Genomic DNA, 11,854 nt, shown 5'->3' on the forward strand with positions numbered 1-11,854 from the left:
CACCCTCGCCCGCGACCTCAGGACGCCGCATGCCATCACGCCTCGAGTCACCCCGCACCCGGTCAGCCCGCGGGATCGCCAGCCTGTTCCTCGCCGCCGCCCTCGCGATCGGCCTGACGGTTCCCGCGGCACCTCCCGCGGCGGCCACGCCGCAGCCCGCGGCACCGGCCACGGGTGAACCCCAGGGAACCGCACCCGCCACCGGGGACGCCACGAGGACGACCCCACCCTCCCCGCACACGGAGTCCGACGCGTCGCTGGCCGCCGACACCGCCGACGCGCTGCGCTCCGAGCTCGACGCTCCGGGCGACATCGCGCCCCGGGAGCGCATCGAGCTCGCGGAACTGGCCTTCGAGGCCCTCGGGCGCGGCACCGGGGACGCGGAAATGGGCCAGGGCCTCAAGCGCATCGAAGAGACCGGCGACCCGCAGGCCCCCACCGTCGCCGAGCTGGAGGAGCTCGCGGCGGCGGCCTCGGCCGCCGCCGGACAAACCGCAGACCCGGCCGCCCCGGCGCCGCGCGCGACGGCCCGGACGGCGTCACTGCGCGCGGCGGCGCTGCCGGCGGCCCACCCGCAGGAGGCCCTCCGTGCATGGACCCCTCCCGGCGTCCTCGGCGTCGACGTGGCCAGCCACCAGGGGGTGGTGGACTGGAACCACGCGTGGGACGAGGGCGTGCGCTTCGCGTACGTCAAGGCGACCCAGTCGTGGCCGACCTCCTACGCGGGCCTGTATAGGAACCCGGAGTTCTCCCGGCAATACGGCGGGGCCGGCGACCGCGGCATGTTGCGCGGCGCCTACCACTTCGCGATGCCGGCCCACTCCTCGGGACGCACGCAGGCGATCGAGTTCATGGACAACGGCGGCGGCTGGACCAACGACGGCGACACCCTTCCGCCACTGCTGGACATCGAGTGGAACCCCTACACCGCCACCACCTACCCGGAGGGCAAGGGCGACATGTGCTTCGGCCTGACCCCCGCGCAGACGGTCGCCTGGATCAAGGACTTCGGAGCCGCCGTCAAGGAGCGCACCGGGCGCCTCCCGATGATCTACACGGCGCAAGCGTGGTGGGACGAATGCACCGGCGACTCGTCCGCCTTCAAGGGCTGGGCGCTGCACGTCGCCCTCTACCCGACCGCCACCAACGTCCCCAGGAACCCGCGCGAGCTGCCGGAGGGGTGGACCACGTTCAACGTGTGGCAGTACACGTCCTATGCCGACTTCATCGGCGACGCGCAGCAGGTCGACGGCAACGTGTGGAACGGGGACCTGCAGTCGCTGCGCGACTTCGCCGCCAACCAGCGGTCCACGGCGCACCGCCTCACCACCAGCTACCTGGGGGCATTCACCAACCTGTCGGGGGACTGGATCACCCGGCTCGCGCCGGTCCGCCGGGCCGGCGACGACCGCTACGCCACGGCCATCGCCCTCTCCCGGGCGACGTTCGGCTCCTCCGCCCCGGCCGTCGTCGTCGCGTCCGGGGAGGACTTCCCCGACGCCCTCTCCGGCTCCTCGCTCGCCGTCGCGGCCGAGGGGCCGCTCCTCCTGACCCGGCGCGACGGCGTCTCGCCGGAGGTCCTCGCGGAGATCGCCCGCCTGGCGCCCCGGAGGATCTACGTCCTCGGCAGCCGCCGGGCCCTGGGCGCCGGCGTCGAATCCGCACTCGCGGCGCTGGCGCCGGTCACGCGCCTGCAGGGCAAGAACCGCTACGAAACCAGCGCGGCGATCGCCGGATCATGGGACGCGGCGGGTTCGGCGTTCATCGCCACCGGGGCCGACTACCCGGACGCGCTGTCGCTGGCCGCGGTCGCGGCGGGCAAGCGGCAGCCGCTCCTGCTGACGCGCCACGACGCCGTGCCGCGGGAGACCCTCGCGGCGCTGAAGCGGCTGGCTCCCCGCTACGTGGTGGTGGCCGGCTCGGACGCCGTGGTGTCCGACGCCGTCGTCGCGCAGATCCGCGCCGCCGTCCCCGGCGTGAGCGTCTCCCGCCGGGCCGGCGGCGACCGCTACGGCACGTCCGCGGCGGTCGCCGACGCCTACTGGCCGGACGGTTCCCAGCGCCAGCTCTTCGCCACGGGCCGCAACTTCCCGGACGGGCTCACCGGAGCCGTGGCCGCCGCCTACAACGGCGCCCCGCTGCTGCTCACCCGCCGGGAGTGCATGCCGACGCCGGTCGCGTCCGCCCTGGGGCGTCTGGACGGCTGGACCAACGTGCTGCTGGGCTCCTCCGACGTGATCGCCTCGACCGGCGTCTACGCCGCCGGCGGGCGGCCCGCGGTCTGCCCGTAGCTCCGCGCCACGCGGTCTGCCCGTAGCTCCGCGCCCCGCGGACCGCCGGCGCGGGAACGCGAGGCCTAGGAGAACGCGGAGATCCCGGTGACCGCCCGGCCGACGATCAGCGAGTTGATCTCGTAGGTCCCCTCGTAGGTGTAGATCGCCTCGGCGTCGGCGAAGATCTTCGCCATCCGCCGGTCGGTGAGGATCCCGTTCCCACCGAGCATGGCCCGCCCCATGGCCACGGTCTCGCGCATGCGGGCGCTCGTGAACGCCTTGGCCAGCGCGGCCTGGGGCATGTCCTCGCGCCCCCCGTCCTGCAGCGACGCGAGCTGCGCCATCAGCGCCAGCGACGCCGTCGCGTTGCCGAGCATCTGGGCCAGCTGCTGCTGCACCAGCTGGAAGGACGCGAGCGGCCGCCCGAACTGCTTCCGCTCGAGGGCGTGGGCGCGGGCCACATCGAACGCGGCGAGCTGCTGGCCCACCCCGACCCACCCCACCATGATCCGGCTCGAGCGCAGGAGCCGGTTGGTGTCGGCGAACGAGTCGATGCCCGGGAAGCGGTCGAGCTCGGAGACCCTGACGTCGCGCAGCTCGATGTCCGCGTTCTGGACCGTGCGCAGCGCGATCTTGTTCTCGATTCTCGTGGCCGTGAACCCGGGCAGCGTCGTGTCCAGGATGAAGCCGCGCACCGCGGAGGTCTCGGCGTCCCGGGCCCACAGCAGCAGGTGGTCGCAGAACGTCCCGTTGCCGATCCAGCGCTTGCGGCCGTTGAGCACCCACTCGCCGCCGTCGCGCCGCGCCGTCGTCTCCATGCCGCGGGCCACGTCGGAGCCGTGCTCCGGTTCCGTCAGGGCGAACGCACCGGTGGTGCGCAGCGCCGCGGCGTCCTCCAGGTACAGCGCCCGCTGGCGGTCCGTCCCGAAGTCGTGCAGCGACTCGACGAAGAGGTCGTGGTGGATCATGAAGAACGTGGCCAGCGACGCGTCGGCGCGGGCGAGCTCGGCGATCGCGAGGCCGTGGAACAGGTGCGAGTATCCGTGCCGCGTGGGCGTGCTGATCCCCAGCTCGCCCAAGGGGCCGAGGAGCCGGTGCGGGAACTCCTCGCGGTTCCACCACCCGGCCGCGTGCGGCAGGACCTCGCGCTCGAGGAACTCGCGCACCTCCGCCAGCTTGAGCCGCTCGCGGGAGGACAGGAGGGACTCCACGGCCAGGAAGTCGGCCGCCGGAAGCCCCGGGGCCGTGCCGTCTCCGGTCACGCCGCGCCTACTTCGGCGCCATGCGGATGGCGCCGTCGAGCCGAATGGTCTCGCCGTTGAGCATCTGGTTCTCGAGGATGTGGGCCACCAGCGAGGCGTACTCGGCCGGCTGCCCGAGCCGCGACGGGTGCGGCACCTGCGCACCCAGGGACTCCTGCGCCTCGGGCGGCAGCCCCGCCATCATCGGGGTCTCGAAGATCCCGGGGGCGATCGTGACGACGCGGATGAGGCTCCGCGCCAGCTCCCTCGCGATCGGCAGGGTCATCGCCGCGACGGCGCCCTTGGAGGCGGCGTAGGCCGGCTGGCCGATCTGGCCGTCGAACGCGGCGACCGAGGCGGTGTTGACGATCACGCCGCGCTCGCCGGTGCCGGTCCGCGGGTCGACCACGGACTCGGTGGCCGCCATCGCCTCGGCGGCGAGCCGCAGGACGTTGAACGTGCCGACGAGGTTGATGCGCACGACGCGTTCGAAGGACTCCAGGGGCAGCACCCCGTCGCGCCCCAGGACCTTGCCCGGAGTCGCCACGCCGGCGCAGTTGACCAGGACGCGCAGCGGGCCCAGCGAGGACGCCAGCTCGACGGCGGCGCGCACCTGGGACTCGTCCGTCACGTCCGCGGGCGCGAAGCGGGCGCGCTCCCCCAGCTCCTCGGCGGCGCGGGCGCCGTCCGACGCCGGCAGGTCCAGGAGCACAACGCGCGCCCCGGCGTCGTACAGCCTGCGGGCGGTCGCGGCACCCAGGCCGGACGCGCCTCCCGTGATCAGGGCAACGCCCTCGGCGATCTCCATCGATCCTCCAGTGTGTCCCGCGCGGCGGGGTTTCGGTTAATAGCCGCTAACTGTTCACACTGTACGTCGCCCGGGGCCGCGAACTCCACCCCCGGCACGGCCCCTGCGGGCGGCGTCAGTGTCGATTTGAGAACACGAGTATGACGTAATTCTTGTAGGACCGCATAAGTTTCGTGCACAATCGATGGGAACTTAGGCCGCACTTACCGGCGGACCCACTTACCCGCGGACCCCGGCCCGGAGGGCCACCCATCGAGAGGCACCCCCATGAGACTCACCCAGCGCGCATCGATCGCGTCCCTCGCCGCGGCAGCGGTCCTCGGCCTGGCGGCCTGCGGCGGCTCGGCCCCGTCGGGCGGCGGCACCCCGGCCGACGGATCGGCCTCGGCGCAGTCCGACAACAAGATCACGCTCTACAGCGGCCGCAACGAGGAGCTGGTGCAGCCGCTGATCGACCGGTTCGTGGAGGAGACCGGCATCGAGGTCGACGTGCGCTACGGCAACACCGCGGCGATGGCGGCGCAGCTGCTCGAGGAGGGCGAGAAGTCGCCGGCCGACATCTTCCTGGCACAGGACGCCGGGGCCCTGGGCGCGGTGGCGGAGGCGGACCTCTTCGAGGAGCTGCCCGAGTCCGTCCTCGAGCCGCTGCCCGAGCAGTACCGCGATGCCGACGGCGAGTGGGCCGGTGTGACCGCGCGCGCCCGCGTGCTGATCCACAACAAGGACATGGTCCCCGAGGACGAGCTGCCGGCCACCGTCCAGGAGCTCAACGCCCCGGAGTACGCGGGCAAGGTCGGCGTCGCGCCGTCCAACGCCTCGTTCCAGTCCTTCATCACCGCCATGCGCGAGCTCGAGGGCGACGACGCCGCGAAGAAGTACCTCGAGGACCTCGCCAACAACGAGCCGGCCATCCGCGACGGCAACAGCGCGATCGTCGCCGACGTCAACGACGGCAAGATCCCGCTGGGTCTGGTCAACCACTACTACCTGTACCAGCTCGCCAAGGAGAAGGGCGTGGAGGCCGAGGAGCTCGCGGCCTCCAACTACCTCTTCCCCGACGGCAACATCGGCGCGCTCGTGAACATCTCCGGCGCCGGCCTGGTCAAGCACGCCGCCGACGACGACGCCGCTCGGCTGTTGGAGTACTTCCTCTCGACCGAGGGCCAGACCTACTTCGCCGAAGAGACTCACGAGTACCCCATGCTCGAGGACGTGGCGGGGCCGGCCGGCCTCCCCGGACTCGCCGAGCTGCAGGTCCCGGACGTCGACCTGAACGATCTCGACGACCTCGAGACCACCATCCAGATGATCACGGAAGCCGGCCTCGCCTGAGCGGACAACCAGTTGCAACCGAGGGGCGGCGGCACCGGGAGGGTGCGGCCGCCCTTCGGCGCGGATGGCGCCGGGGATGGATCGCCCGGCACCCGGTCCTGACTGCCGGCGCCGCCCTGGCCACGGCGGTCGCCCTGATCCCCGTCGTGTACCTGGTGGTGCGCACCGCCGAGTACGGGGCGGAGGCCCTGCTCGAGGAGCTCCTCACCGAGCGCGTCGCCCGCCTCACCGCCACGTCGCTGCTGCTGGTCGCCGTCGTCACGACGCTGTGCCTGGTGATCGGCGTCGGACTCGCGGTGCTCGCCACGCGGACCAACGTCCCGGGGCGCAGGGCGCTGGCGGTCGCCGCGGCGCTGCCGCTCGCGGTGCCCAGCTACGTCGCCGCGTTCGGCTGGGCGTCGCTGTCGGACCTGATCAACCCCGCCTCCACGTTCGAGGGCTTCTGGGCGGCGGTCTTCGTGCTCACGCTCGTCACCTACCCCTACGTCTACCTCCCCGTGAGCGCCTCCCTGCTTTCCGTCGACACCGCGCAGGAGGAGGCCGCCCGCTCGCTGGGCCTCTCCCCCGCCGCCACGTTCCTGCGCGTGACGCTGCGCCTGGTGATGCCGGCGATGGCGGCCGGCGGCCTGCTCTGCGCGCTCTACGTGCTGGCCGACTTCGGGGGCGTCTCCATCCTGCGCGTGGACACCTTCACGCGGGCCATCTTCACCTCGTTCAACATGGGCTTCGACCGCCTCGGCGCCGTCTCCCTGTCCTCGGTCCTCCTGGTCATCACCGTGCTGGTGCTGGCCGTCGAGGGGCGGTTCCGGCGGACGGGCACCCGCTACGCCCGCATCGGCGCCGGCGCCCGGCGACCCCACCCGCTGATCGTCCTCGGCCGCTCCGGGGCCGTCGCCGCGGCCGCCGCGTGGCTGCTCGTCCTCGTCGCCGTCGGCGGCCCCCTGGGCGCCATGCTCCTGTGGAGCGTGCGCGGCGCCTCCCGGCCCGGTTCCGGGCTGGAGGTGGCCGAGGCGTTCTGGGGCTCGCTGTCCGCGGCCGGCGGCGGGGCCCTGCTGACGACCGCGCTGGCCGTTCCGCTGGGCCTGGCGATCGCGAAGTCCGGATCCCGCCTGTCGCGCCTGATGGAGCGCTCGGTCTACGTCGCCCACTCGCTGCCGGGCATCGTCGTCGGCCTGGCCGTCGTCTTCCTGGGCATCAACGCGCTCTACTCGCTGTACCAGACGCAATGGCTGCTCACGCTGGCCTACTGCACGCTCTTCCTGCCCCTGGCCCTCGGCCCCGTCGTCGGGGCCGCGTCTCTGACACCGCCGCAGACCGAGGAGGCCGCGGAGTCCCTCGGCGCCGGGCCGCTGACGGTCTTCTTCCGCGTCACCCTCCCCCTGGCCCTGCCCGGCATCGCCTCCGGGGCGCTCATGGTGATGCTCACGGCCATCAAGGAGCTCCCCGCCACGCTGCTCCTGCGGCCCACCGGGCTGGAGACGCTCGCCACGCGGCTCTGGACCCACACCTCCGTCTACTCGTACGCGGCCGCGGCGCCCTACGCCGCGCTGCTCGTCCTGCTCGCCATCGCCCCCGCATGGGTCCTGGTGGCGCGCGTCTTCAAGGAGAAGCCATGACGCAGGCCCTGGCGGCCGCCGCCCAGCCGGCCGTGAACGACCACGAGCACCTCACCGTCTCGGGGGTCGGCAAGAGCTTCGGCAAGGTGCGCGCGCTGAGGGACGTCGACCTCGGCGTCCTGCGCGGCACGACGACGGCGATCGTCGGGCCGTCCGGCTCCGGCAAGACGACGCTGCTGCGGATCATCGCCGGCTTCGACGCGCCGGACGAGGGCACCGTGCGGCTCAACGGCCGGGTCGTCGCCGACGGCCGGCGCCTGGTGCCCGCGCACAAGCGCAACATCGGCTTCGTCGCGCAGGACGGCGCCCTGTTCCCCCACCTCAGTGTGGGCGGAAACGTGGCGTTCGGGCTGGACCGGACCCGCTACCGCGGCGCGGCGGCCGACCGGCGGGTCGTGGAACTGCTGGAGATGGTCGCCCTGACCGCCGAGCACGCGCGGCGGCGGCCCGACCAGCTCTCCGGCGGGCAGCAGCAGCGGGTTGCGCTGGCACGCGCACTGGCCCGCGACCCCGAGCTGATGCTCCTCGACGAGCCGTTCTCCGCGCTCGACGCCGGCCTGCGCCTGTCCACGCGCAAGGCCGTCGCCGAGACGTTGGCCAGCCAGGGCGTGACCACGATCCTGGTCACCCACGACCAGTCGGAGGCGCTGTCCTTCGCCGACCAGGTGGCGATCATGCGCCACGGCGCACTGGCCCAGGTCGGCGCGCCCTTCGTGGTGTACACCCGGCCCGCGGACCTGGAGACGGCGCGGTTCCTCGGCGAGGCGGTGGTCCTCGACGCGGTGCTGCAGGGTTCGCTCGCCACGTGCGCGCTCGGCGAGATCCCCGTCCGGCTGCCCCCGGCGCAGGGCGCCGTGAAGCTCATGCTCCGCCCCGAGCAGGTCCGGATCGCCGGCAGCGGCGGGATCCACGGGACCATCACGGAGACCGACTTCTTCGGCCCCGACGTGACCGTGCGGATCCTCCTGGACCGACGGCCCGGCGACGACGGCGCCCCGCAGTCCATCACGATCCGCCACTGGAACGCCGGGCTGGCCCGGGTCGGCGCGCAGGTCTTCCTGCGCATCGTCGGCGAGGGCGTGGCCTACCCGGCCTGACGGGCACGCGGGCCGCCGATTGCGCCGCGGGCACCCGGCCTTCGTATGATCGTGGAAACGACGGGAATCCTCCATGACCACCAAGCCCTTCCTCCTGATCTCCACGCGGGAGGACGACGACGCCGCGGCCGACGAGGTGCGCGGCTTCCTCGAGCTGTCCGGCCTCGAACCGGGACGGCTCGCCGTAGTGCGGCTCGGGCACGAACCCCTGCCGGACGCCGTCTCCGGCGACGCCCCGGGCCTGGCGGAGTACGCGGGCATCATGGTCGGCGGCAGCCCGTTCAATTCCTCGGACCCGGACGGGCTGAAGTCCGCGACCCAGCGCCGGGTGGAGGCCACGCTGTCGCGGCTGCTGGACTCAGTGGTGGAGCGCGACTTCCCCTTCCTGGGCGCCTGCTACGGCGTCGGGACGCTGGGGACGCACCAGGGGGCCGTGGTGGACCGGACGTACGGCGAACCGGTGGGTACGACCGAGGTCGAGCTGACGGCCGCCGGCATCGGGGACCCGCTCACCGAGGGGCTCCCGCGGCGCTTCACCGCGTTCGTGGGGCACAAGGAGGCGGTTTCCACGCTGCCCGGCCACGCCGTCCTGCTCGCGGGATCGGCCGCCTGCCCCGTGCAGATGTTCCGTTTCGGGAGCAACCTCTACGCCACCCAATTCCACCCGGAGCTGGACGGCGCCGGCCTGGCGCTGCGCATCGCCATCTACAAGGACGCGGGCTACTTCCCTCCCGAGGAGGCCGAGGAGCTCACGCGGCTGGCGCACACGGCCGAGGTCCCGTGGCCGGGACTCGTGCTGCGCAACTTCGTGGCGCGCTACGGCGGCTGACCGGCCGCGCCGGCACTGCGTGAGGCTACGCGCGGGGCTATGCGCCGGACCCCGCCGGCTCCCCTCCGGCCGCGGGGCCGCGCCGTGACCCGCGCTTCGGCGCCTCCGAGAATCCCGGCTGCGCGTACGGGGCCTCGCCGCGCGCCAGCATCGCGACGAACTCGACGATCTTCCGCTCCCGGGTCTCCTCGCGCCTCACGGACTGCAGCCGGTAGTAGACGGCGTAGCGGTTGGCCGCGTTGAGCCGCGCGTAGGCCTCCTTCGCGGGCGGGCTGGCCTCGAGCGCGGCGAGGAAGGCCGGCGGCGGCTCGGCTGACGCGGCACCGGCGTAGGCGGCACCCCACCGGCCGTCGGCCCGCGCGGCATCGACGGCGGCCAGGCCGGCGGCGCGCATCCGGCCGGCCTCCGTCAGGCGGGCCACGCGCTCGACGTTGCGCGCGGACCACGCGCTGGCGGCCCGGCGCGGCGTGAAGCGCAGCCGGTAGCTTCCGGCGTCGCGGGTGCCGAGCTGTCCGTCGATCCAGCCGAAACACAGGGCCTCGTCGACCGCCTCCCCGTAGTCCGGCGCCGCGACGTCGCCGCCCTTCTTGCGCAGGACCAGGCGCACGCCCGGGCTGTCGGCGTGGTGCTCGTCGAGCCACGCGCGCCAGGACGCGGCATCGGGAACCAGGAGCTCGGGCAATTCGGTGGCCATGGCCCCAGCCCACCAGAGAGCGGGCCGCCGGTCCAGAGCGGGAGCGGGCGGGGTTCCGCCCGCCCGTTCGGTGTGGGGACTTCCTTGGCCGACCCCGGGGCCCTTGTTAGCATCGGGGCATGCTGCGACTGCGCCCGATCCACGCCACCGACCACCCCGACGCCTGGGCCGGCCTGCTCGGCGGGCTGGGCCTCCTGCGCGCCCTCGACTTCGGGGACTGGGTCGAATTCGACGCCCCGCACGGCCGGGTCGCCCTGCACCGGGCCGCCGCCGCGGGCGCGGCGCCGGGCACCACGCGGCTCGCGTTCGAGGTCGGGGACCTCGACGAGTTCGCGCGGCGCACCCGCGAGGCGGGAACCGAGGTCGTGCTCAGCGACGCCGGGTACGGTCCCACGGCCGTCCTCCGCGGCCCGGACGGACTGGAGATCATGGCCGACGCGCAGAAGGAGCGGGACCTGCCGGCCGGCGCGGATGCGGCCGTGCACGTGATGCCGGTCTGGAACACGCCCGACGTCGCCGGCGCGGTGCTGACGCTCCGGAACATGGGCGCGAGGATCCGGGCCGTGGGAGAGGGGTGGACGCTGCTGGAGGCCAAGAACGGCGGCCGGGTGGCGGTGCGCGCGGCGCAGACGACGCGCCTGGACCTGTCCTTCCACCACGACGGCGACGCCGCGGCGCTCCTGGACCGAATGCGGTCCGCGGGGTTGGCCGCGCGCCCGGCGGACGGGGCGTCGGGCCGCGCCCTCGCGGTCTCCGACCCGGACGGCGGCGCCGACGTCCTGATCGGCGTGGGGGCTGCGGACGGGGAATAGCCCGGGCGGGCGCCCTGTTGGCACCGGACGTGAGCAGACTCTTCGAAACCGCGACCCTGACCACCCCCGACGGCTCCGGCCTGACCGTGCGGAACCGCACCGCCCTGGCGCCCATGTGCCAGTATTCGGTCACCGCCAAGGATGGCGTCCCGCACGACTGGCATCTGGTGCATCTCGGCGCGCGCGCCGCCGGCGGTTTCGGCCTGGTCTTCACGGAGGCCACGTCGATCGTGCCCGAGGGCCGGATCTCGGACCAGGACACGGGGATCTGGAACGACGGGCAGGCGGCCGCCTGGGCGCCGATCGTGGACTTCATCCACGGCCAGGGCGCGGCGGCGGGCATCCAGCTGGCCCATGCCGGAGGCAAGGCCTCGACCCACCCCTGGCTCCCGGAGGCCGCGGCCAGCGGCGCCCGCGGCTCGATTCCGGTCGCGGAGGGCGGCTGGCAGACCGTGGGCCCGTCGGCCACCGACCTCCACAAGCTCGCGTCCCCGCGGGAGATGACGCGCGGGGAGATCGCGGAGTCCGTGGCCGCGTGGGCCGACGCGGCGCGGCGCGCGGATGCGGCGGGATTCGACGTCGTCCAGATCCACGGCGCCCACGGCTACCTCATCCACCAGTTCCTGTCGCCGCTGGCCAACGGGCGCACCGACGAATACGGCGGCGGCTACGAGAACCGCACGCGCTACGCGCGCGAGGTTCTCGCCGCCGTGCGCGACGCCTGGCCCGCGCACAAGCCGCTGGCGCTGCGCCTCTCCGGCGAGGACTGGGTCGAGGGCGGCTGGCGCCTCGCGGACACCGTGCGCTTCGCCCGCGAGGCGCGCGGGCTCGGGGTCACCGTCTTCGACCTCTCCAGCGGCGGGCTGGGCCCGTTCCGCGGCCCCAGCGGTCCGGGCTACCAGGTGCCGCTGGCGGCGGCCGTCAAGGAGGCGCTGGCCGGGACGGGCGCGTTCGTCACGGCCGTCGGGATGATCACCGAGCCGCAGCAGGCCGAGCAGGTGCTGGTGACGGGCCAGGCCGACGGCGTCAGCATCGCCCGCGCCGCGCTGGTCGAGCCGCACTGGGCCGCGATCGCCGCGAAGGCCCTCGGCGTGGACCGGGACCACAATCCGCGGGCGCCCCAGTACTGGCGCGCCGACTGGTAGACGGCGC

At 73.9% G+C, this 11,854-nt stretch carries 10 protein-coding genes; 7 read left to right on the forward strand and 3 right to left on the reverse strand.

Annotated features, from left to right (window positions below; genetic code table 11):
• The first annotated feature begins 29 nt into the window (after positions 1–29).
• Positions 30–2,291 carry a cell wall-binding repeat-containing protein gene (locus tag ACETWP_RS10290; RefSeq protein WP_373972149.1) on the forward strand — a complete coding sequence of 754 codons (2,262 nt, stop codon included), beginning with the start codon at positions 30–32 and terminating at the stop codon, positions 2,289–2,291.
• Between the two features lie 65 nt (positions 2,292–2,356).
• Here ACETWP_RS10290 and ACETWP_RS10295 read toward each other — a convergent pair whose 3' ends face one another.
• Together ACETWP_RS10295 and ACETWP_RS10300 are read right to left on the reverse strand one after the other, a co-directional pair.
• A complete protein-coding gene (locus ACETWP_RS10295; protein WP_373972150.1) occupies positions 2,357–3,535 on the reverse strand; it encodes an acyl-CoA dehydrogenase family protein in 1,179 nt (392 codons plus the stop codon).
• Between the two features lie 7 nt (positions 3,536–3,542).
• Positions 3,543–4,322, reverse strand: a complete 780-nt coding sequence (locus ACETWP_RS10300; RefSeq protein WP_373972151.1) for a 3-hydroxyacyl-CoA dehydrogenase — start codon at positions 4,320–4,322, stop codon at positions 3,543–3,545.
• A 267-nt stretch (positions 4,323–4,589) separates the two neighbouring features.
• Here ACETWP_RS10300 and ACETWP_RS10305 point away from each other — a divergent pair, with 267 nt between their 5' ends.
• The 4 genes from ACETWP_RS10305 to ACETWP_RS10320 all read left to right on the forward strand — a co-directional run bounded on the left by ACETWP_RS10305 (position 4,590) and on the right by ACETWP_RS10320 (position 9,196).
• Entirely contained in the window at positions 4,590–5,654 is a 1,065-nt protein-coding gene (locus ACETWP_RS10305; RefSeq protein ID WP_373972152.1) for an extracellular solute-binding protein, read from the forward strand.
• A gap of 146 nt (positions 5,655–5,800) precedes the next feature.
• On the forward strand, positions 5,801–7,270 hold the full coding sequence (locus ACETWP_RS10310; RefSeq protein WP_373972153.1) for an ABC transporter permease: 1,470 nt from the start codon (positions 5,801–5,803) through the stop codon (positions 7,268–7,270).
• Positions 7,267–8,367: an ABC transporter ATP-binding protein gene (locus ACETWP_RS10315; RefSeq protein WP_373972154.1), complete on the forward strand. Its 1,101-nt coding sequence runs from the start codon at positions 7,267–7,269 to the stop codon at positions 8,365–8,367. The genes ACETWP_RS10310 and ACETWP_RS10315 overlap by 4 nt, the downstream gene beginning before the upstream one ends.
• Positions 8,368–8,440: 73 nt before the next feature.
• Positions 8,441–9,196 carry a glutamine amidotransferase gene (locus tag ACETWP_RS10320; RefSeq protein WP_373972155.1) on the forward strand — a complete coding sequence of 252 codons (756 nt, stop codon included), beginning with the start codon at positions 8,441–8,443 and terminating at the stop codon, positions 9,194–9,196.
• 37 nt (positions 9,197–9,233) lie between these two features.
• Here the strand turns inward: ACETWP_RS10320 and ACETWP_RS10325 are convergent, their stop codons facing one another.
• Entirely contained in the window at positions 9,234–9,890 is a 657-nt protein-coding gene (locus ACETWP_RS10325) for a YdeI/OmpD-associated family protein (protein ID WP_373972156.1), read from the reverse strand.
• Positions 9,891–10,009: 119 nt separating this feature from the next.
• Between ACETWP_RS10325 and ACETWP_RS10330 the strand changes: the two genes are divergently transcribed.
• Positions 10,010–10,702 carry a VOC family protein gene (locus ACETWP_RS10330; RefSeq protein WP_373972157.1) on the forward strand — a complete coding sequence of 231 codons (693 nt, stop codon included), beginning with the start codon at positions 10,010–10,012 and terminating at the stop codon, positions 10,700–10,702.
• A gap of 29 nt (positions 10,703–10,731) precedes the next feature.
• Positions 10,732–11,847, forward strand: coding sequence for an NADH:flavin oxidoreductase/NADH oxidase (locus tag ACETWP_RS10335; protein WP_373972158.1), 1,116 nt, complete (start codon positions 10,732–10,734; stop codon positions 11,845–11,847).
• Positions 11,848–11,854: the final 7 nt, after the last annotated feature.

The organism is Arthrobacter halodurans (genome assembly GCF_041877255.1).
GTDB lineage: Bacteria > Actinomycetota > Actinomycetes > Actinomycetales > Micrococcaceae > Arthrobacter_N > Arthrobacter_N halodurans.

What these genes read in the sequence shown, in the direction of transcription:
- ACETWP_RS10325 (WP_373972156.1), bottom strand. Translation starts at nt 9,890, where the DNA reads ATGGCCACCGAATTGCCCGAGCTCCTGGTTCCCGATGCCGCGTCCTGG.
- ACETWP_RS10305 (WP_373972152.1), top strand. Translation starts at nt 4,590, where the DNA reads ATGAGACTCACCCAGCGCGCATCGATCGCGTCCCTCGCCGCGGCAGCG.
- ACETWP_RS10315 (WP_373972154.1), top strand. Translation starts at nt 7,267, where the DNA reads ATGACGCAGGCCCTGGCGGCCGCCGCCCAGCCGGCCGTGAACGACCAC.
- ACETWP_RS10320 (WP_373972155.1), top strand. Translation starts at nt 8,441, where the DNA reads ATGACCACCAAGCCCTTCCTCCTGATCTCCACGCGGGAGGACGACGAC.
- ACETWP_RS10290 (WP_373972149.1), top strand. Translation starts at nt 30, where the DNA reads ATGCCATCACGCCTCGAGTCACCCCGCACCCGGTCAGCCCGCGGGATC.
- ACETWP_RS10330 (WP_373972157.1), top strand. Translation starts at nt 10,010, where the DNA reads ATGCTGCGACTGCGCCCGATCCACGCCACCGACCACCCCGACGCCTGG.
- ACETWP_RS10300 (WP_373972151.1), bottom strand. Translation starts at nt 4,322, where the DNA reads ATGGAGATCGCCGAGGGCGTTGCCCTGATCACGGGAGGCGCGTCCGGC.